At 53.6% G+C, this 21,516-nt stretch carries 19 protein-coding genes; 12 read left to right on the top strand and 7 right to left on the bottom strand.

From position 1 onward, the window contains the following. Positions 1-7 precede the first annotated feature (7 nt). Both KDM89_RS09600 and KDM89_RS09605 read left to right on the top strand, forming a co-directional pair. Positions 8-664 (top strand): DsbA family protein, encoded by a 657-nt coding sequence (locus KDM89_RS09600; protein WP_212687726.1) that lies wholly within the window; start codon positions 8-10, stop codon positions 662-664. Between the two features lie 637 nt (positions 665-1,301). Continuing rightward, the gene (locus tag KDM89_RS09605; RefSeq protein ID WP_212687727.1) at positions 1,302-3,695 is read left to right on the top strand and encodes a putative bifunctional diguanylate cyclase/phosphodiesterase; all 2,394 of its coding nucleotides are present in this window, start codon (positions 1,302-1,304) and stop codon (positions 3,693-3,695) included. Here the strand turns inward: KDM89_RS09605 and KDM89_RS09610 are convergent. Then, positions 3,649-4,545: a LysR substrate-binding domain-containing protein gene (locus tag KDM89_RS09610; RefSeq protein ID WP_212687728.1), complete on the bottom strand. Its 897-nt coding sequence runs from the start codon at positions 4,543-4,545 to the stop codon at positions 3,649-3,651. The two genes, KDM89_RS09605 and KDM89_RS09610, sit on opposite strands and share 47 nt — an antisense overlap. Positions 4,546-4,700: 155 nt before the next feature. Here KDM89_RS09610 and KDM89_RS09615 point away from each other — a divergent pair, with 155 nt between their 5' ends. Further along, positions 4,701-5,252, top strand: a complete 552-nt coding sequence (locus KDM89_RS09615; protein ID WP_212687729.1) for a cob(I)yrinic acid a,c-diamide adenosyltransferase — start codon at positions 4,701-4,703, stop codon at positions 5,250-5,252. A 26-nt stretch (positions 5,253-5,278) separates the two neighbouring features. On the opposite strand, the gene KDM89_RS09620 is transcribed toward KDM89_RS09615, so the two are convergent. After that, positions 5,279-5,779 (bottom strand): DciA family protein, encoded by a 501-nt coding sequence (locus KDM89_RS09620; protein WP_212687730.1) that lies wholly within the window; start codon positions 5,777-5,779, stop codon positions 5,279-5,281. A 59-nt stretch (positions 5,780-5,838) separates the two neighbouring features. On the opposite strand from KDM89_RS09620, the gene KDM89_RS09625 reads away from it, so the two are divergent. The 9 genes from KDM89_RS09625 (at position 5,839) to KDM89_RS09665 (ending at position 17,394) form a co-directional block, all read left to right on the top strand. Further along, positions 5,839-6,780: a M23 family metallopeptidase gene (locus KDM89_RS09625; protein ID WP_212687731.1), complete on the top strand. Its 942-nt coding sequence runs from the start codon at positions 5,839-5,841 to the stop codon at positions 6,778-6,780. 185 nt (positions 6,781-6,965) lie between these two features. After that, positions 6,966-9,725, top strand: a complete 2,760-nt coding sequence (gene secA / locus KDM89_RS09630) for a preprotein translocase subunit SecA (protein ID WP_212687732.1) — start codon at positions 6,966-6,968, stop codon at positions 9,723-9,725. A gap of 159 nt (positions 9,726-9,884) precedes the next feature. Then, positions 9,885-11,123 carry a bifunctional glutamate N-acetyltransferase/amino-acid acetyltransferase ArgJ gene (gene argJ / locus KDM89_RS09635; protein ID WP_212687733.1) on the top strand — a complete coding sequence of 413 codons (1,239 nt, stop codon included), beginning with the start codon at positions 9,885-9,887 and terminating at the stop codon, positions 11,121-11,123. 2 nt (positions 11,124-11,125) lie between these two features. Continuing rightward, positions 11,126-12,028 carry an ATP-binding protein gene (locus tag KDM89_RS09640; RefSeq protein WP_438947510.1) on the top strand — a complete coding sequence of 301 codons (903 nt, stop codon included), beginning with the start codon at positions 11,126-11,128 and terminating at the stop codon, positions 12,026-12,028. Next, positions 12,003-12,431: an NUDIX domain-containing protein gene (locus KDM89_RS09645; RefSeq protein WP_212687734.1), complete on the top strand. Its 429-nt coding sequence runs from the start codon at positions 12,003-12,005 to the stop codon at positions 12,429-12,431. The genes KDM89_RS09640 and KDM89_RS09645 overlap by 26 nt, the downstream gene beginning before the upstream one ends. Before the next feature lie 374 nt (positions 12,432-12,805). After that, on the top strand, positions 12,806-13,933 hold the full coding sequence (gene alr, locus KDM89_RS09650; protein WP_212687735.1) for an alanine racemase: 1,128 nt from the start codon (positions 12,806-12,808) through the stop codon (positions 13,931-13,933). 24 nt (positions 13,934-13,957) lie between these two features. Beyond that, positions 13,958-15,247, top strand: a complete 1,290-nt coding sequence (locus KDM89_RS09655; protein ID WP_189357547.1) for a D-amino acid dehydrogenase — start codon at positions 13,958-13,960, stop codon at positions 15,245-15,247. Then, complete coding sequence (locus KDM89_RS09660) at positions 15,244-15,804, top strand: helix-turn-helix domain-containing protein (protein WP_212687736.1); 561 nt, start codon at positions 15,244-15,246, stop codon at positions 15,802-15,804. Before KDM89_RS09655 ends, KDM89_RS09660 begins: the two co-directional genes overlap by 4 nt. A 30-nt stretch (positions 15,805-15,834) precedes the next feature. Further along, positions 15,835-17,394 (top strand): sigma-54-dependent transcriptional regulator, encoded by a 1,560-nt coding sequence (locus KDM89_RS09665; RefSeq protein ID WP_212687737.1) that lies wholly within the window; start codon positions 15,835-15,837, stop codon positions 17,392-17,394. 343 nt (positions 17,395-17,737) lie between these two features. On the opposite strand, the gene KDM89_RS09670 is transcribed toward KDM89_RS09665, so the two are convergent. From KDM89_RS09670 to KDM89_RS09690, 5 genes are all read right to left on the bottom strand, one after another. Then, positions 17,738-17,923: a DNA gyrase inhibitor YacG gene (locus tag KDM89_RS09670; RefSeq protein ID WP_212687738.1), complete on the bottom strand. Its 186-nt coding sequence runs from the start codon at positions 17,921-17,923 to the stop codon at positions 17,738-17,740. Between the two features lie 10 nt (positions 17,924-17,933). Beyond that, on the bottom strand, positions 17,934-18,689 hold the full coding sequence (zapD, locus tag KDM89_RS09675; RefSeq protein WP_212687739.1) for a cell division protein ZapD: 756 nt from the start codon (positions 18,687-18,689) through the stop codon (positions 17,934-17,936). Positions 18,690-18,802: 113 nt separating this feature from the next. Beyond that, a complete protein-coding gene (gene coaE, locus KDM89_RS09680; RefSeq protein WP_212687740.1) occupies positions 18,803-19,414 on the bottom strand; it encodes a dephospho-CoA kinase in 612 nt (203 codons plus the stop codon). Beyond that, the gene (locus KDM89_RS09685) at positions 19,411-20,277 is read right to left on the bottom strand and encodes a prepilin peptidase (RefSeq protein WP_212687741.1); all 867 of its coding nucleotides are present in this window, start codon (positions 20,275-20,277) and stop codon (positions 19,411-19,413) included. The genes coaE and KDM89_RS09685 overlap by 4 nt, the downstream gene beginning before the upstream one ends. After that, positions 20,277-21,503: a type II secretion system F family protein gene (locus KDM89_RS09690; RefSeq protein ID WP_212687742.1), complete on the bottom strand. Its 1,227-nt coding sequence runs from the start codon at positions 21,501-21,503 to the stop codon at positions 20,277-20,279. The genes KDM89_RS09685 and KDM89_RS09690 overlap by 1 nt, the downstream gene beginning before the upstream one ends. Positions 21,504-21,516 lie beyond the last annotated feature (13 nt).

The following is a 21,516-nucleotide window of genomic DNA, read 5'->3' on the forward strand; positions in this document are numbered from 1 at the left end:
AAAAAATATGGCAGTTCAACTCTTGTATATCGCAGACCCGATGTGTTCCTGGTGCTATGGCTTCGGCCCTCAGCTTAGTCAGCTGCTGCAATCTATGCCGGAAGCGCGGCTGGATATTCTGTGCGGCGGTTTGCGTCCGGATGAAACCGAACCGGTCAGCGATGAAATGCGCAAGATGATCCTCGGGCACTGGGATCGGGTAGCGGAAGTCAGCGGTTTGCCGTTTGACCGCGAAGCCATGTCGCGTCCGGGCTGGGTGTACTGTACCGAACTGGCCAGCCGCGCCATGGTCAGTGTCAAGTTACTGGCTGAGCATTTGCCGGGTGAAAAACGTTTGCATGTATTCCATGCCCTGCAATCCGCGTTCTACCGCGACGGGCTGGATGTGACGGATGAACAGGTACTGGCAGAAGTGCTGACAGCGGTACTGAACGCAGTCGATGGTGCAGACAGCTACGATACAGCCAGTCTGCTGGAAACCCTGCAATCAGCGGATGCACATCAGTGTACCCGTGAAGAGTTCGCGCTTTGCCAGCAATGGGGCGTGCGCTCCTTCCCTGCCTTGCTGATGGTGCACGACAACAACCTGCACATGCTCAGTTCCGGCTACGCCACCACAGAACAGTTGCAAAGTCAGATTACCCGCGTACTGCAGGCAGGCTGAATGTTTTCTCAGGGGTGGTGATCGCCCCTGTTTTTGCTTCAAAATCCCCTCTGAAACCCTTCAAATGCGGCTTTCAGCACAGCATGTTCCGGTTGCCCGCAGAAACACTGGGCTTCCGCGGACGGTGATGACGATATTTGCATAATTGCCCGTATTTTTCGCCACGTTGACGTCTGGTTTCGGTAGCGAACGCCGGTGAGGTCGTTCTGTGCCTCGGCATCGGCCTTAAAATCAGCCTTCAATTCAGTCTCAAATGCGGTGTTTCGCACAGCCTTCGGCGGACGCCCGCAGAAACAGCGGGGCTTTGAAATACCTGATGACGAAACTGGCACACAATATGTTCACAGGTCATCGTTATTCAGTTTCGCAGACTGTATTGACTGCGGTAATGACAACAGCCGGACAAGCCACGCTAAGGAAGCTATTTTCGTGATGCGAAAAATGCCGGAGCGGCAGTCCGGAGAATGTTGTTTGCTCAGAAACGGGATGCGGAGTTTCCTCATATTTTTTTCTGACTTCCCTGTGAAAAGGAAAATGTTGGTATAAGATTCACCCAGTATTTTGCATTTTTCACCACCCGGTATTTCAGCTGACAGCTCCCTGCACACTCTCGCAGATTCTTTGACCCGGACGGCAAATGCGCTTCTTTCAGCAACTACGCCAGAAATACCTGATTTCCCGCACTGCAGACATCGATATGCTGCACTGGCGGGAACAGATTCTTGCATCCATTTTGTTTGTGGCAATGGGACTGGGCACGCTGACAGCAATCCCGAGTATTTTGCTGGCGATTCGTGATGAACTGTGGTCGATCGTCGTTGTCGATACGCTGGCAGTGCTTTGGGTGGCTGCTATGCTCTGGATGCCCGGATGGTCATTCCGGATGCGTGCAAACCAGTTCCTGTTACTGATTTACGGGCTGGGTGCATGGTTTCTCTACAAAATCGGTTCCACCGGACTGATTTATCTGATGGCAGTCCCCGTGTTTGCCGCGTTTCTGTACAGCTTGCATGAAGCAGTTCGCGCGCTGGTACTGTCGTCTGCCACACTGTTTCTGGTCGGCTATTTTTTTGATGCGCCGCTGCACGTTGACAGCTTCCAGCTTTCTCTGTTCCTGCGCTGGGCCATCATCACCCTGAATTTCACCTTCATTGCAGCGGTGCTATCGGTCAGTTGCAACGTATTGCTTTACCGGCTGGAGCACTCGCTGGAGCATCAGCAAAAGATTGCGAATTCACTCAAGCTCGGACAGGAATCGCTGAAAGCTGCGAATGAAGAATTGCGTCTGACGGTGGCGGCGGTTTCGCGCCTGAACGATATTGTACTGATTATTGAAGTTAATAAAGATGAAGCACTGCGCAGTCATTTGCATATTGTGTTTGTCAACGAAGCCTTTGAGCGTCTGACCGGTTACAGCCGCGACGAAGTGCTTGGCAGGATGCCGCATTTCCTCAGCGGTCCGCGTACCCAGCAGGAGGAACTGGACCGGATCGCTACGGCGCTGCGTAACATCGAGCCAGTACACGTCGAGCTGATTTCTTACACCCGTTCCGGCAGCGAATTCTGGATGGAAGCAGATGTCATTCCGCTGGCAAACGAAGAAGGCATCTACACGCACTGGGTGGCGACCGGACGGGATATCAGTGAGCGTAAAAAGTCCGAAGAACATATTCACCGGCTTGCTTACTATGATTTACTGACCGGATTGCCCAACCGTCGCTTGCTGCAGGACAGGTTGTCGGTGTTGCTGTCATCGTCACGCATCACCGGTTTATACAGTGCGGTTCTGTATCTCGATCTCGATAACTTCAAACTGATCAACGATGCGCGCGGACACACTACCGGCGATGCACTGCTGCTGCAGGTGATGCAGCGCCTGCAGGCTTTGCTGGATGAAAACGATACGCTGGCGAGGGTTGGTGGTGATGAGTTTGTGATCGTTTTGCCCGGCATGGCAGATTCCGCGCTTCAGGCAGTACATTCCGCGATGGAAACTGCGGAACGCTTGCGCTCCGCGATGACCAATATGTTTGATGTGGATGGCTTGCTGTACAGCTCCACTTGCAGCATTGGCGTCACGATTTTGCCGCGCCCTGATCAGAAGCCTGATGATTTACTGCGCGAGGCTGATACTGCGATGTACCGCGCCAAAGAAGGCGGTCGTAATCAGGTCATCCTGTACGAAACCGGTATGCAGTCTGAAATCGTACGCCGTCTGGCAATGGAGCGCGATCTGCGTGATGCCATCGAGCATGAAGAATTGCAAATGTATATCCAGCCACAGGTTGACCGCTTCGGCAAACCGGTTGGTGGTGAGTTGCTGATGCGCTGGAATCATCCGCAGCGTGGCATGGTGTCTCCGGCAATATTCATTCCTTTAGCGGAAGAGTCCGGGATGATCATTCATCTCGGTGACTGGGTGTTGCGGCAGGGTTGCATGGCTGTCTGTGCTTTGCAGGCGGCCGGTATTCCGATGTCCGTCTCCATCAATGTCAGCCCGAAGCAGTTCCGCCAGGCGGATTTTGTCGATAAAGTCAAAATCGCGCTGATCGATACCGGAGCTGATCCGGCCTTACTGATTCTGGAAGTCACCGAAGGTTTGCTGATCGATAATCTGCACGACACGATTGCGCGAATGCTGGAACTGACCGCACTGGGAATCCGCTTTTCGATTGATGATTTCGGTACCGGGTATTCCAGCTTCTCCTATCTGAAGCGTCTGCCGCTGTATGAATTAAAAATTGATAAAAGTTTCGTGCAGGATACGCCGCAGGATACCAATGGCACTGCCATCGTTCAGTCGATTTTATCGATGGCGCAGCATCTGGGTTTACGGGTTGTCGCTGAAGGTGTGGAAACCCGGGAGCAGGCAGAATTTCTGATTGAAAACGGTTGTCATTCCATGCAGGGTTTTCTGTTTGCACGTCCGTTGCCCTTGCAGGACTGGGTGGCGCAGCAAACTGCTTCCACCCGTGAAGAAAGCCTCAGGCCATCGCCGGAGAGCGGAATGCTGACAGCATCCACTGAATAAAGGTTTCCACTTCCGGACGCAGACTCGGCATGGCTTCATGGACGAGATAGTAAGCGTGCGGTGGCGTCGCTACCTGCGCATCAAACAGGCGAACCACATCGCCGCGTTCTATCATTTCCTGTGCAAAATGCTGGCGCGTTAAGCCAACGCCATGTCCATGCTTCACAGCTTCCAGCAACAGGCCCAGATCATCAATCCGTAAGCCACTGACCGGTTCTGCCCAGTCCAGACCGGCCACTTCAAACCACGGCTGCCAGGGTTCCAGCGCGGAACGCAGCAGACGCGCATGGCGCAAATCTTCCGGCTTTTTCAGCGGCGCAATCGTGCGCAGATAGTCCGGACTGGCAACAGCGAAACTCGGTTCGACAAACAGTTTGCGCGTCACCAGATTCGGATATTCACCGGCGCCGAAACGGATTTCGACATCACTCTCAGAAAGGCTCAGGTCGTACAGCGGTACGAATAAATAGACTTCAATATCAATTTCCGGATGCAGTGCATAGAACTCCGCCAGACGCGGCATAAACATATAGCGCGCAAATGTCGGTGGCAACGTAACTTTGACCCGCATCTGTTGCTGGCTGCTGCGTCCCGGCAAGGGGAAATCCGATAAAGTGCGCAGTGCAGCACGTACCACGTCCAGATAACGGCGGCCGAACTCAGTCAGTGCAACGCTGCGACCTTCACGCAGAAAAACACGTTCGCCCAGATGCTCTTCAAGCAGGCGAATTCGGTGAGAAAGTGCGGACGGCGTAATACACAGTTCTTCTGCCGCCACAGCAAAGGAACCAAAGCGCGCGGCCGCTTCAAAGGCGGTCAGTGCATGCACCGGAGGAAGTCGTGTTGCCATTCTGCATCCTGAATTAAATTACGCCGATATAGCCTGGGTCAGCCAGCCGGTACTGCCCGGCAACTGTGCACAGTCGTGATCAAAACATTCTATTATGATGCGTTCCGCACCATTTTGGCTTATCCTCTGTGGCCTCTGACCAAATTTCATTCGTTATGGGCAACAGACTTTCAAAAATTGCGACACGTACCGGTGATGCAGGTACAACCGGACTCGGCGATGGCAGCCGTGTGGACAAAGATGCGCTGCGCGTACATGCGATGGGCGACGTTGATGAACTGAATTCCCAGATCGGCGTTTTATTGTGCGAAGACTTACCGCAAGCCATGCGGGAAGAATTGATTTCGATACAGCATGATTTATTCGATCTTGGCGGCGAACTGTGTATTCCCGGATTTCAGTTGATCACCGATGCGCAGGTCAGCCGTCTGGACAGTTTGCTGGAAAAATATAATGCCGATCTGCCGCCACTGAAAGATTTCATTCTGCCGGGCGGATCGCGCGCAGCCGCAATCGCTCATGTATGCCGCACCGTTTGCCGTCGCGCCGAACGCGCTATTGTCAGTGTCGGTAAAGCGGAAGCGCTGAATGATGCGCCGCGTCAGTATATGAATCGTTTATCCGATTTATTGTTTGTGTTGTCACGTGTACTGAACCGCTATGCCGGCGGGCAGGATGTGCTGTGGCAAAAGGAACGCGTGCGCTGAACCGTAGCTGCTGTCGCAGTCACCGCTCAGTCTTTGCGATGGTTGGACAGTAAGCGCGCCAGTGCGTCACGCAGACCTGCATTCTGAGGATGCGGGTCCAGCGTCTGTTCCAGACTGGCGAAGGCTTGTAATGCAGAATCGGATAAAGCGATTTGCTTAGGCGTCGCTTCTTTTTCGACTTTGCTCGTTACTTGTACTTTGATTTTGATTGCGTTAATCTGCCAGCCGCCTTCCAGCAGACCATTCTGCAGAGTCGGCAGGTTTTGTTTGAGGCGGGCAGCCAGAGCCGCATTCGGTACTGCCACGGTCAGCTGGCCGTCTTGTAGCTGAAGTACTTCAGCGTACTCAAACATACGCGGCATCAGGCGCTGGCATTCTCTTTGCAAGTGCAGGCGCCGCCGCACTGCAGGCAGCAGTGCGGAGATCTGATCATTCAGACGCAGGAAGTCCGAGGCGCCACTGGTCTGTGCGACTGGTTTGCCGCGTTTGATATAACTGCGGAAGCTTGGGGCTGGTGGGGTAGACATAGCCCGCACCTTACCATAAAGCCTGCCGCAATTCAGCATTCCACATCTGGGGAAACTCGATGCAAATTATCATTATGCACTCCCGCTTCACGCAGGCCAGATCGCTGACGCTGGGGACACCGCATATCGTTGTTGCTGCGATTGCCTTTCTGGTATTGACGTTGCTGACGGGCGCGCTGATGGCGGCGCTCAGTATGCGTCTTGCCAGCGCGGATGTTCCGCTGTTCCGCAGTCTGTTGCCATTACCGGCTGCCATGGCCAGTGATGCAGGCAGCAAAGATCGCTATTTACAGGAAAATCTTTCCGCAATGGCGGCTAAACTCGGCGAGATGGAGGCGCATCTGATTCGTCTGGATGCGCTGGGTGAGCGTGTACAGGGCCTGGCCGGCATTAAACCGGAGGAGTTCCAGTTCCGCGAAGCCCCCGGACGCGGCGGACCTGAGATCAGCCGTGCACCGGCATCCGAACTGAGCATAAACCAGATTCAGGAGTTGCTGAAAAAACTGGGACAGGATATCGAACACCGCAGCGATTACATGAATGCGGTTGAGACCCAGCTGATGGCGTTCAAATTGCAATCCAAGCTTTTACCAACCACGCAGCCGGTCAATGTCGCTTATAACGCCTCTGGTTTTGGCTGGCGTTCCGATCCGTTTTCCGGTCGCAGTGCCTTTCACGAAGGTATCGATTTTTCTGCGCCAACCGGAACGCCGATCGTAGCCGCAGCCGGCGGTGTGGTAATTGCCTCGGAATACCACCCGCAATTCGGCAACATGATAGAAATTGACCATGGCGGTGATCTGATTACGCGCTACGCACACAGCTCCAAGGTCTATGTGAAGCTTGGTGATATTGTTCAGCGCGGACAACACATTGCCGATATTGGCTCCACCGGACGCTCTACCGGCGCGCACTTGCATTTCGAGGTGCGTGTGCGCGATGTTCCGCAAAACCCGCATAAATTCCTTTCTTCCGGCATAAAACCGAATCAGGGACGCTGATAACGGATAAACGGGACTTGTGTTTAGGAAAAACGACGCCAACTGTCTGCGACAGATCGGCATTTCCCCGGAATTCTCTGGTCAAGTCCCGCCTGCGTGGTAAAATCAAGAGTTAATCTTTTTTGTTGTCGCGAAGACAATTTTATGTCGCGGCGTTTTTCAGAAATTCATTTTTCGTATCCAGCATGTCATTCCTGACCAAGATATTCGGCAGCCGTAACCAGCGGCTCTTGAAGCAATACCAAAAAACCGTGCGTCAGATCAACGCACTGGAACCACAAATGGAAGCCTTGTCGGATACGGCATTGCAGGCAAAAACTGCGGAATTCAAAGCGCGTTTTGCCAAAGGTGAAACTCTCGACAGCCTGCTGCCGGAAGCGTTTGCCGTTTGCCGTGAAGCCAGTAAGCGCGTGCATAAAATGCGTCACTTTGACGTACAGCTGATCGGCGGTATGGTGCTGCATTACGGCAAAATTGCTGAAATGCGTACCGGTGAAGGTAAAACCCTGATGGCAACACTGGCTGCTTACCTGAATGCCTTATCCGGCAAAGGTGTGCACGTTGTGACTGTCAATGATTACCTGGCACAGCGCGATGCGGACTCCATGGGCAAGCTGTATGGCTGGCTGGGTCTGACCACCGGTGTGATTCTGTCTCAGCAGGATCACGATGAAAAGCAGCGCGCTTACCGTTCGGATATCACCTACGGTACTAACAATGAATTCGGTTTCGATTACCTGCGCGACAATATGGTGTTCGAAGCGAAAGACCGTGTGCAGCGTGGTCTGAGCTTTGCGGTAGTTGACGAAGTTGACTCGATTCTGATTGACGAAGCGCGTACGCCGCTGATCATCTCCGGTCAGGCAGAGAATCACACCGAGCTTTATTACAAAATGAATGAAGTGCCGAAACTGCTGACACTGCAGATCGGCGAAGAAACGCCTGATGGCAAGGGTAAAATTGAAGTTCCGGGCGATTACACCAAAGATGAAAAATCGCATCAGGTTTTGCTGACGGAAGCAGGCCATGAAAAAGCGGAAAGCATACTGACGGAAATGGGCTTGCTGCCGGAAGGCGCATCTTTGTATGACCCGTCGCACATCACCCTGATCCATCACCTGTACGCTGCATTGCGCGCACATGCGCTGTACTTCAAAGACCAGCATTATGTTGTTAATGATGGCGAAATCGTGATCGTTGATGAATTCACCGGTCGTATGATGGTGGGTCGTCGCTGGTCAGATGGCTTGCATCAGGCTGTGGAAGCGAAAGAAGGCGTCCGCATTCAGAACGAAAACCAGACGCTGGCATCGATCACTTTCCAGAATTATTTCCGTATGTACAGCAAACTGTCCGGTATGACCGGTACAGCGGATACGGAAGCCTACGAATTCCAGGAAATTTACGCACTGGAAACAGTCGTTATTCCGCCGAATCGCCCTTCTCAGCGCGTTGATCGTCACGATCAGGTCTATAAAACTGCGCAGGAAAAATACAACGCGATTGTGCTGGATATTCAGGATTGCTATAAACGCGGTCAGCCAGTGCTGGTTGGTACCACCTCGATTGAAAACTCGGAACTGCTGTCTTCGATTCTGAATAAAGCGAATTTGCCGCATAACGTGCTGAATGCAAAACAGCATGCCCGCGAAGCAGAAATTATTGCGCAGGCAGGTCGTCCGGGTGCAGTGACAATTGCAACTAATATGGCAGGTCGCGGTACCGATATCGTGCTCGGCGGTAATGTTGAAAAACAAATTCAGCTGATCGATGCGAATGACGCCATCTCCGCGGCTGACAAAGCAGCGCAGGCAGATACCTTGCGCAACGAATGGCAATCTCTGCACGATCAGGTTGTCGCCGCAGGCGGCTTGCATATCATCGGTACTGAGCGCCATGAATCCCGCCGCGTTGATAATCAGTTGCGTGGACGTTCAGGTCGTCAGGGCGATCCTGGCTCCAGCCGTTTCTATCTGTCGCTGGATGATCCTTTGCTGCGTATTTTTGCCGGTGACCGCATCCGTGCGATCATGGATCGCCTGAAGATGCCGGAAGGTGAACCTATCGAAGCCGGTATGGTGACCCGTTCGCTGGAAACTGCGCAACGTAAGGTTGAGGCACGTAACTTCGATATCCGTAAGCAATTGCTGGAATACGATGATGTGGCAAACGATCAGCGTAAGGTGATTTATCAGCAGCGTAATGAGTTGCTGGAAGTGACAGATGTCACCGAACTGATGGATTCCCTGCGTCATGGCGTTTTCCACGATGTGGTGCGCACTTATGTGCCTGCAGAGTCTGTAGAAGAACAGTGGGATATCCCTGCGCTGGAGCGCGTGCTGGCTTCTGACTGGAATATTCATCTGCCACTGACACAAATGGTGAAAGATGAGCCTAACCTCAGCGACGAAGAAATTCTGGAGCGCGTGGTTGCCGAAGTAAATCGCAATTACGAAGCGAAAGTCGCGCTGGTTGGTAAAGAAGCATTTGGCGGCTTTGAGCGTAATGTCATGCTGCAGAGCATCGACGTACACTGGCGTGAGCATCTGGCAGCGCTGGATCATTTGCGTCAGGGTATTCATCTGCGTGGTTATGCACAGAAAAATCCTAAGCAGGAATACAAACGTGAAGCGTTTGAACTGTTCGCAGCGATGCTGGATCAGATTAAAAACGATGTGACCCGCACACTGGTACTGGTGCGCATCCAGACGCCGGAAGAAGCCGTATCTGCGGAAGCGCAAATGCAGCAGTCACAGGTGGAAAATGTTCACTATCGCCATGATGCATTTGATGAAAATGCAACGCCTGAACAAATGCTGGCACCGGAACCTGTTGCGATGGGTGGTGATGCAGAAATCAGCTGGGGTCTGAAAGTCGGTCGTAATGATCCTTGTCCTTGCGGCAGTGGCATGAAATTCAAACAGTGTCACGGCAAACTGGCATAAGCAATACCCGATGCCAATGCTAAAACCATTGGTCATCATGCATGAAAACAGGACAGCATTGCTGTCCTGTTTTTTTATGGTGCAGCGCATGCGGATTTCTCGTCTGCACTGCACAAATATCCTACAATGGCGGCTTAATTTGAACGCAAGGAAACGACCATGGCTGTGAATTCTCCTATCCCTGTCGCAAGTGATCTGAAACCGGTGGCAGGCATTCGTCTCGGACACGCTGAAGCTGGCATCCGCAAAGCAAATCGTAAAGATGTGTTGGTCATGGAGCTGGCACCGACAGCCACTGTCGCCGGCGTGTTCACCACTAACCGTTTTTGCGCTGCACCGGTGCAAGTCTGTAAAGCGCATCTGGAAAGCAGCAATATGCAGGCAGGTCCGATTCGTGCACTGGTTGTGAACACCGGTAATGCGAATGCGGGTACCGGCGATGCCGGTCTGGCGAATGCAAACAAAACCTGCGAAGCACTGGCTGCGCTGCTGGGCTGTGATGCTTCTCAGATTCTGCCGTTTTCCACCGGTGTGATTCTGGAACCGCTGCCAGTGGACCGTCTGATCGCCGGCTTGCCGCAGGCAATTGCGAATCTGCAGGAAGACAACTGGTTTGCCGCAGCAGAAGCCATCATGACGACTGATACTCAGCCGAAAGCGGCGTCTGCAAGTATTGTGATTGGTGGCAAAACCGTACAAATGACCGGCATCTCCAAAGGTGCAGGCATGATCAAGCCGAATATGGCGACCATGCTCGGCTATCTGGCAATGGATGCCCGCATTGCACAACCTGTGCTGGATCATCTGGTGAAACGTACCGCAGATAAGTCGTTTAACTGCATCACGATCGACGGTGATACCTCCACCAATGATTCGTTCATGCTGATTGCCACCGGTGCCGGTTCACTGGAAATCAATGATGTTGATACACCGGAATACGCAGAACTGGAAACAGCCGTCATCGCGCTGGCGCAAAAGCTGGCACATATGATTATTCGTGACGGTGAGGGCGCAACCAAATTCATTACTGTTGCCGTAGAAGAGGGTAGCAGCGTCGAGGAATGCCGCAAAATTGCTTATTCCATCGCACATTCACCGCTGGTGAAAACAGCCTTCTTTGCCTCCGATCCTAATCTCGGCCGTATTCTGGCAGCGATTGGTTATGCAGGTGTGGATGATCTGGATGTCAGCAAACTCAATTTGTATCTGGATGATGTCTGGGTCGCCCGTAACGGCGGCCGTCATCCTGATTACAAAGAGGAAGACGGTCAGCGCGTGATGAAGCAAAGCGAAATCACAATCCGCGTTCGTCTGGCACGCGGCAATGCGGAAGCGACTGTCTGGACTTGTGATTTGTCGCACGACTACGTTTCGATCAACGCGGACTACCGTTCCTGATGATGAATTCTGCCGCAATGGAACACTTGCTGGCGCGCGCTGAGCGTGTGCTGGCAAGGCTGGAAGCCGTTTTGCCGGCGGCGTCTGCTGCGCCGGACTGGGATGCAGGAGTTGCATTCCGCTGGCGCAAACGCAGTGGTGCCGGTTTTCTGCAGGTGGTGCGCCATGCGGCAACGATAGGTTTGCCGGACTTGCATCACATTGGTCCGCAAAAAGAGCAGATCGAACGCAATACCCGTCAGTTCGTACACGGTGCACCGGCCAATAATGTGCTGCTGACCGGCGCACGCGGCACCGGTAAATCCTCGCTGATCAAGGCTTGTCTGACTGAGTTTGCTGCGCAGGGATTGCGCCTGATCGAAGTGGATAAAGCAGATCTTGCTGACTTGCCGGATATTGTCGAACTGGTCGCCACACGTCATGAACGTTTCATTATTTTCTGTGATGATTTGTCGTTCGAGGAAGGTGAGGCGGGTTACAAGGCGCTGAAAGTCGCACTGGATGGCAGTATCGCTGCCGCCAGTGACAACGTGCTGATTTATGCCACGTCGAACCGCAGGCATCTGCTGCCGGAAAAAATGTCGGATAACGCAAGTTACCGACATACGGAGGATGGTGATTTGCATCCGGGCGAAACGGTAGAAGAGAAAATCTCTTTATCTGAACGCTTTGGTTTGTGGATTTCATTTTATCCGTTCGGGCAGGATGATTACCTCGGCATCGTGGCGCACTGGTTGCGCAGTTTCGGATGCGATGAGGCGCAGATTGCGGAAGCGAGACAGGAAGCGTTGCGCTGGGCTTTGCAGCGCGGATCGCGTTCCGGTCGTGTTGCGTGGCAGTTTGCAAAAGACTATGCAGGACAATGGAAGGAGCGTGACCATGTCGGAAATAGCAAGTCTGAATAAACGCCCGATTGATGTGGCGGTCGGGATACTGATGCAGGCTGATGGCGATGTGCTGATGGCGCAGCGTCCGTCCGGCAAGCCGTACGAAGGCTACTGGGAATTCCCGGGTGGTAAAGTGGAAGCGGGCGAAGATGTGCTGGCTGCGCTGAAGCGGGAATTTCTGGAAGAGCTGGGCGTGCGTGTTCTCGAAGCGGAACCCTGGGTTGGTGTCGAGCATGTGTATCCCCATGCGCATGTCAGACTGCATTTTTATATTTGCCGCCGCTGGGAAGGCGAGCCGCAAAGTCTGGAAGGTCAGGCATTTGCATGGCAGGGCAAGGTTGCCGTAGAGCCGGTATTACCTGCCACTATTCCTTTACTGGAAGATCTGGGTTTACTGCAGGCTGACCGCATCGCAGCCTGAATCCTTGCACTACACTGAAAGCCACCGCCAGCTTTGCTGCCGGTGGCTTTGTCACATTCACGCAACCACTGCGTATTTTCACTTATTGCTGCCGCCTGTCGCTTCCTGCGAATATCCTTATGCTTAATTTGCTGAAGTGTATTTTTTTATATACAGTGTATTTATTTGTGTACACTGTTATGTAATGTGTACGCTTCAGAGAGAAAAGCCACAGAATCTGAAAGCCGGATGAGGCAGGATGTACAGAATTTTGTACAGTCGGAATTCGCCGGATTTTTCATTCTGCGCTAAGTGTTTGAATTTTATTGATCTTTTTTGAGTGGCATACACATTGCTATCAGAGGGCTATTTCTCTGGCGATGGAGTGCTGAATAATGCAAGTAAATACCGGACGGGCTGGTGCAATACTGCGGATTGATCTGCAGGCACTGAGAGCCAATTATCAGATACTGAAAACGCAACTGGGATCAGCGGCCTGCGGCGCTGCTGTGAAAGCGGATGCGTATGGTCTCGGCGCTGCAGAAGCAGCGCCGGCTTTGTATCTGGAAGGCTGTCGTCACTTTTTCGTTGCACATCTGGAAGAAGGCATAGTCTTGCGCCCGCTGCTGCCGGCGGATGCGATGATTATCGTGATGCACGGTTCGCCGGTCGGCTGCGAAGCAGATTTGCTGGCACACGGCCTGACGCCGGTGCTGAACAGCCTGCAACAGATTGCCGCCTGGAATACGCTGGCGACTGACAAACAAACCCGCCTTCCGGCATTTGTGCAGTTTGATACCGGCATGGCGCGCATGGGTTTGTCACCGGCTGAAGTCGATGTGCTGCGGGCTGAACCACAGCGTTTTGCGGCGATTGATGTGCAGTATGTGATGAGCCATCTGGTCAGCGCAGAAGATCAGGCGAATCCGGTCAATCGTGCGCAGCTGGAAAAATTCCGTGCATTACGCGCGTTATTTCCGGCGGCGAAAGCAACGCTGGCAAATTCCTCCGGTATTTTTCTGGGCAAGGATTTTCACTTTGATCTGGCGCGTCCGGGCGCAGCGCTGTACGGCGTGGCACCGGTCGCCGGACAAGCGAATCCTATGCGTGCAGTCGCCCACTTGCAGGGCCGTATTATTCAGACCCGTGATATTCCGGTGGATACCGGCGTTGGTTACGGCAGTACCTGGCGCAGCAGTCGCCCGTCACGCATCGCTACTGTGGCCGTCGGCTATGCTGATGGCTGGCTGCGCAGTCTGAGTAATCGTGGCACGGTGCAAATCGCAGGTCACGACGTGGCAATGGTTGGCAATGTATCGATGGATACGATCACGCTGGATGTCACCGGTTTGCCGGACGACATACTGGCTGAAGGTGCGCTGGTGGATTTGCTGTCAGATCAGCTGACCGTCGATCGCGTTGCCAGTGCTGCCGGCACGATAGGCTATGAAATCCTGACCAGCCTCGGACACCGTTATGCACGGGTGTACAGCGGTTCAGAACCACTCACAAAAACAGTTTAAATTCAGGGACACAGGAGCAGAAAAATGAAAGTTATCGTATTAGGTTCAGGCGTTATCGGTACTGCATCCGCTTATTATCTGGCCAAGGCCGGTCACGAAGTGACAGTGATTGAGCGTCAGAGCGCACCGGCGCTGGAAACCAGTTTTGCGAATGCCGGTGAAGTGTCTCCCGGCTATTCCGCGCCGTGGGCTGGCCCGGGCGTGCCGCTGAAAGCGATTAAATGGCTGATGATGGAACACAGCCCGCTGGCAATCCGCCCTACGCTGGATGCGAACACATGGCGCTGGGTGTTCCAGATGCTGATGAACTGCACTACCTCCGCTTATGAAGTGAATAAAGGCCGCATGCTGCGTCTGGCTGAGTACAGCCGCGATGTACTGCAGCAATTGCGTGCTGATACCGGTATCAGTTACGACGAGCGTACACAGGGTACGCTGCAATTGTTCCGTAATGAAGCACAGCTGGAAGCCGCTGAGGGCGATATCGCGATTCTGAAACGTTACGATGTGCCATACGAAAAACTGGACAAAGCAGGCTGTCTGAAAGTGGAACCGGCACTGGCCAAAGTGCAGGATAAGTTCGTCGGCGCGCTGCGCCTGCCGGGTGATGAAACCGGTGACTGCTTTAAATTTACCCAGAATCTGGCCAAGCTGGCTGAAGGTCTGGGCGTGAAATTCCAGTTCGGCGTACAGATTGAACGCCTGCTGTTTGAAGGCGACAAAATCACCGGTGTGAAAACATCCGCCGGTACGCTGACCGCAGACAGCTATGTGCTGGCGCTGGGCAGCTATTCGCCGCTGATGCTGAAAGAGCTCGGCATCCGTATCCCTGTGTATCCGATCAAAGGCTACTCGATTACCGTACCGATCACCAATCCGGACGGTGCACCGGAATCCACAGTCATGGATGAAACCTACAAAGTAGCGATTACCCGTCTGGGCGACCGTATCCGCGTCGGTGGTACGGCAGAAATTACCGGTTATAACCTCAATTTGCGCGCCGATCGCCGTGCAACGCTTGAGTTCTCTGTCAGCGATCTGTTCCCCGCAGGCGGCGATGTGTCGAAAGCGGAATTCTGGACGGGTCTGCGTCCGATGACACCGGATGGTACACCGGTGGTCGGCCCGACACCTTACCGTAATCTGTTCCTGAACACCGGCCACGGCACACTGGGCTGGACCATGGCCTGCGGTTCCGGCCAGTTCATCGCGGATGTGGTTTCCGGTAAGCGTCCTGCAATTTCGACTGAAGGTCTGTTTATGGACCGTTACGGCAACAACCGCCCGCTGATCCTTCCCAAGGAGTTGGCATGAGCCAGTCTGAACAACTGTTTTCAACCACGCAGGTATTTGCAGACCCAGGTCTGAATACCCGGTTTTACACTGCCGTCGAATTGCTGGCGCAGGTCATGATGGTGATGCCGCGTGCTATCACCGTGACCAGTCTGGCGGAAGCGACAGGTAAAACGCCGCGCAGTATCCGTTCGATTCTGAGCATGTTAAGTCAGGACGGACTGGTCAGCCGCGACAGCAAAGACAAAGAAGCCTGGCACTGCCGGGATTGCAACGGCGTGATTACGCTGGGTGATGTCTATCGCTGTTTTGCGGAAGCGGAAGCCCGCGTGGCAATGAAAGCAGCCGGGAAAGCGCAGAAAGAAGCTGCGGTTTCCGGGTTGGCAGGCGAGTCTGCCAGAAGTTCAAACCAGCAAAGTGTGGACCTGCTGATGATACAGGTTCGCATGACTCTGAACCGCGCCATGCTGCAGCAACTGGAACAGTTTGATCTGAGCCGCTTGCGCGGTCTGGCCGCGTCAACCGCCACGCGCAGCGTGCAACACCGCCTGCGCCCTTACGTGGCCGAACCTTACTGAGCTGATCCCGCTGCGGCGGGAACTTAACGCATGCGCATTGATATCTGTTTCCGTGACCGGGTAGGGATTGCCCATGAAATTCTGGCGGTGCTGGCGACCCGCAGACTGAATGTGGTGGCGGTGGAAGTGGATCCGCCGCATATCTATATCGACAGCCCCGAATTGCATGAGCGCATGCTGGATGATCTGCGTGCAGCCTGTCTGCAGGTGGATGGCGTGACCGGCCTGCAAGTCATTGATGTGATGCCCGGTGTGCGTCGCCGTTTGCATCTGGATACCATGATGGCGGTGATGGAAGATCCGGTCGTGGCGGTCGACGGACAAGCCAGACTGGTAGTCGCAAATGCCGCTGCCAGCGCAGTCACCGGTTTGCCGGAATCCAGCCTGTGTCAGCTGATGCTGGCCGATATTCTGGATGAGCCTGGCTTACAGGAAGAATTGCTGCAGTCCGGTTTTCATTTGCCCAGCCGCGAAGTCCGGCTGCGCGGCGAGCCGTTTCTGCTGGATGTGAAACCGGTGTCCGAGCCGGAACTGGCGGTGCAAACGCCGCTCAGTCGTTTAGTCGGCGCGGTGCTGACTTTCCACGCGCCATCGCGTATCGGTGGTCACATCCATGCGCTGCAAAATGCCAGCGTTGATGGGTTTGATCTGATCATCGGCGATTCCGAACAAATGCGGGCACTGAAAGCGCGCGCATTGCGGATGGCGGCAGTCGATGCACCTTTGCTGATTACCGGCGAAACCGGTACTGGTAAAGAATTGCTGGCGCAGGCTTGTCACAGCGTAAGCCCGCGCGCGAATGCGCCGTTTCTGGAGCTGAATTGCGCGGCTTTGCCGGAAAGTCTGGCGGAAAGCGAATTGTTCGGCTACATGCCGGGCGCATTCACCGGTGCGCAAAAAGGCGGCAAGCCCGGCCTGTTTGAAATGGCAGACGGCGGCACCGTGTTTCTGGATGAAATCGGCGAGATGTCGCTGTATCTGCAAGCCAAGCTGCTGCGTTTTCTGAATGACGGTAAATTCCGCCGTATCGGCGGGGATAAGGAAATCCGCGTCAATGTGCGCATCATCAGCGCCACACACCGTAACCTGCATCAGATGGTCAGAGAAGGGCAGTTCCGCGAAGATTTGTTTTACCGGCTGAATGTGCTGCATCTGGATATGCCAGCGCTGCGCGACCGGCCGGACGATATTCTGCCGCTGGCCCGGCATTTCATCGAAGGTGCCTGTACGCAGGCACAAAAGCCGGTCTGCCGTCTGCATTCTTCCGCCTGTGCCGCGCTGCTGGCGAATCGCTGGCCCGGCAATGTGCGGCAACTGCAGAATGTGGTGTTCCGTGCGATTACGATGTCTGACCGCCGCACGCTGGAAGCACAGGATCTGGACTGGGCGGAAGGCAGTATCGCTACCGATCAGCCCGGTATTGCAGACAATGAAGACTGGGACGATGCGATGGCGCGCTACGAGCGCCGTTTGCTGGAGCAGTTGTATCCGCACTATCCATCCAGCCGCAAGCTGGCGGCGCGTCTGAATACTTCCCATTCTATGGTGGCTGGCAAGCTGCGCAAGTACGGCATCCCGCACAGCCGCTGAACCTCAGTGCTGTGCAGAAATCAGCATCAGTTCAATAACAGGGGGTCTGGAGGCCCGCTGTTTTCACCGACAACGGCGATAGCACTCACTTTTTCTATGCGTAACACCGCATTTCAGGCACTTTTAGCCATACTGCAGTGCATTGCGCGGACTCCGGACTTCACGCCAGTCTGTCGCGACTGAGCAAGGAATCATCAGGTGGTACAGACGTGAAGACTGAGCAGAAGTTTTCTGACTGGCAGAATCAGGTGATGTACGAAAATGCTGGTGGGTTGCAGCGCCGGATGACTGAGCAGACGCTGCGTATTTGCAGTGTGCAAACAGATCGGGGGAGGATGACGGCTTATTGCAATTCCGGCGGCAATTCACCGGGATCAGGCTGAGCAGTGGAAGGGATGCTGTATTTTTCCTGCGCCCATGCACCGAGATCAGCTTGCTTGCAGCGTTCCGAACAGAAAGGACGCCACAGACTTTCAGGTGTCCACGGTACATCTTTTTTACAGCAAGGGCATTGAACGACAGTCGCCATCAGGAAAAACTCAGAAATTACAAAGGGTTAAATCAAAAGCAGTGTCGGATTCAAACACACGCGGCTTTTCATCGCCATCCTGACACATGAAGCGTATCCACAGCATGTATTTATTGGCAGCGATTTCAGGAATCGCAGCAGCATCTTCAGCCAGCGTTACGCGCACCAGCTGATACACCTTGCCTTGCAGCATTTGCTGGTAGCTGCCGGCCTGCGCAATCATACGTGTCGTGGTGCCGGATTCGCGCAGCAAGCGCAGCACGACCTGAATTGCTGCAAATAATGGCGCAACCGGCGCAAACCAATGTTCGATGTCGCGCACACGTTGTTCCTGGGTTTTGTGCTGCCAGGCATGATAACTGGGTAAATCAAATTCACAGGCCCCGCCGGGAATAATGGTACGGCCGCGTATGCTCATCAGCCACTCATTTTCGCGGATATGCTGACCGGTTTTGCCGGTACATGCCATCAAAGCAGAACTGACCTGATCGACTTCTTCGATCACATTGTCCAGCATCTCAGACTGCACATTCGGATTATTACGGAAGCTGACCAGCGTGGATTTCTGGCGTTCCAGTTCTTGCAGCAGATCCGATTTTAAATCGGCACGACCAGCGACTTCGAGCATCTCGAAAATCGTGGACAGCGCAATCTGATGCTGTAAATGGTGAGACTGACGCAGAAAAAAACGGAATTTTTCGTACAAGTCTTCCAGTCGCAACAGCGTGCGAATACGCTCATTAAATGGGTATTCGTAGACGATCAAAATAGTATCCCTGACAAGTGAAAAGGTGCTAAGCACAACCTGACGTGATTCTGAACCATACTGTCAGAAAATACAAACGACAATGCAGAATTCCTGCACAGAGCGTGTTCAATTCAGACGTTTGTCTGACTCAGTGCAAGATAATGCTGATGCAGCTTCGTCAGTAACGGCAGATTTTCCGTCAGGGGGACATCGTTCACGACAACATCATCGGCAACCGCCAGCCGCTCAGTACGACGAGCCTGCGTCGCCATAATGGCTTCGATCTGTTCGCGGCTGAAACCGTTTCTTTGCATGACGCGTTGTTGCTGCAAAGTTTCAGGACAGTCGACAACCAGAATCCGGTTAACACGTTCACGCCATCCGCCGGATTCCACCAGCAGCGGCACAACAAAAATCACATAAGCGCCGGTTGCCGTCAGCGCTTCGCGTTCGCATTCGGAGCGGATAAGCGGATGCAGAATAGCTTGCAATTGCTGACGTGCTTCAGGACGTTGAAACACCAGTTCCCGCATTTTTGCACGATCCATTGCGCCGTCTGCATCGACAAACGCCGATCCGAATTGCTGGCGGACGGCATCCATCGCCAGCCCGCCGGGACGGGTCAGGCTATGCGCAATCAAATCGGTATCAATCAGCGTCGCACCCTGATCCGCAAACCAGTTGGCAATCGTGGTTTTACCGCTGCCGATACCACCGGTCAGCCCGACTGCAAAGCGTGTCAATGCAATACTCCGAGATAAGCCGACACGATTTTCTCACCCCACAACAAGGCGATCAGACCGGCAAATGCCAGATATGGACCAAAAGATAAGCGGGTGGAAAAGCCCATACGTGACATCAGGATCAGGGTAATGCCGATCACAGAACCGGTTGCGGACGACAGCAGAATAATCAGCGGCAGCATTTTCCAGCCCATCCATGCACCGAGTGCAGCCAGCATTTTGAAGTCGCCCTGACCAAAGCCATCCTGCTTTTTCAAGAGTTTGTATGTGCCGTTCACCAGCCACAAAGCAAGATATCCCGCTGCAGCGCCGAGAACAGCATCTGCGGGACTTGTGAAAACGGATTGTGTATTCAGCAGCAAGCCTATCCACAACAGCAACAGGGTCATATCGTCCGGTAGTAGCTGCACATCCGCATCAATCATCGTCAGCGTGATCAGGAAAAATACGAACAGCACAGCCGCCATACCGGCGATGCCACTACCCAGCATCCAGATCAGACCGCCGGTTGCGAGACCTGTCACCAGTTCCACCAGCGGATAGCGTACCGAGATCGGTGCTTTGCATTCGCTGCATTTTCCCCGCAGGAACAGATAGCTTATGACGGGAATATTTTCCAGCGCCGTAATCTGATGTCCGCAATGCGGACAAGCAGAGCGCGGCACTACCAGGTTATAGGCATCCTGATGCGGCAGTGGTTCATTGCGGTATTCTGCAATAGCATTTTCCGATTCGCGATCAATGATGCGCGGATACCGGTGTATCACCACATTCAGAAAACTGCCGATCAGCAAACCAAAGATGCCAAGCGAAATGGCGCTGAGCCAGTCGCCCGGCGCCTGAAAAAAGACAGCTTCGAACATCAGACAACCTGACCCAGTTTGAAAATAGGCAGATACATGGCAACCACCAGACCACCGATCAGTACACCCAGAATCACCATAATCAGTGGTTCCATCAGGCTCGATAAAGATGCGACAGCCTCATCCACTTCTTCTTCGTAAAAGTCTGCGACCTTGCCCAGCATTGCATCCAGCGCACCGGATTCTTCACCGATGGCAACCATCTGCGTCACCATATTCGGGAATACGGCGGCATTCTGCATGGCAACAGTCAGACTGGTACCGGTACTGACTTCAGTCTGAATTTTAATCGTGGCATCAAGATAAACCGCGTTACCCGATGCGCCACCCACGGAATCCAGTGATTCCACCAGCGGCACACCGGCAGCAAACATCGTAGCCAGTGTACGTGTCCAGCGGGCGATCGTTGCTTTGCGGATCACTTCACCGAAAATCGGTAACTGCAGCAGGATGCGGTCCATGGCTCTTTGCATAGGAACCGAGCGACGCCAGCTCTGGAAGAAAAAGTAAATAGCGCCGAACAAACCGCCAAAAATCAGATACCAGTTGGCGACAAAGAAATCCGACAATGCCATCACAAACAGTGTCGGCGCAGGAAGTTCCGCACCGAAACTGGTGAACACTTGCTTAAATGCTGGTACCACCCAGATCATAATGACCGCGGTCACAATAAACGCCACGGACAGAATCGCAATCGGATACGTCAGCGCAGATTTAATTTTCTTTTTGATCGCCAGCGTTTTTTCTTTGTACAGCGCCAGACGTGTCAGCAAGTCTTCCAGAATACCGGCCTGTTCACCGGCACCGACCAGATTGCAGAACAAGGCATCAAAATACAGCGGATATTTGCGGAAGGCCTGATTCAGGCTGGTACCGGTTTCCACGTCGCCGCGAATGTCCATCAGCAGCTTGGAGACAGACGGATTGGCGTTACCTTTTGCAACAATATCGAAAGACTGCAGCAGCGGTACGCCGGCTTTCATCATGGTGGCCAGCTGACGTGTGAACAGCGTGATATCCGTGTCGGAAATACGTTTGCCGGAGCTGTAACTTTTCTTTTTCAGTTTGGTAACCAGAATGCCCTGACGACGCAATGTTGCATTCACGATGGCCTGACCACCGGCGCGCATTTCGCCCTGAACCTTTTTACCGAACTTATCTTTGCCTTCCCATGCGTACAGGACTTCTTTGCTCTGTCGCGCCGGTTTGGCGGAATTGGTTGCCATTTGCCTTGCTCCG

The organism is Cognatundibacterium luofuense (assembly GCF_018139685.1).
In the GTDB taxonomy this organism is placed as follows: Bacteria; Pseudomonadota; Gammaproteobacteria; order Burkholderiales; family Burkholderiaceae_D; genus Undibacterium; species Undibacterium luofuense.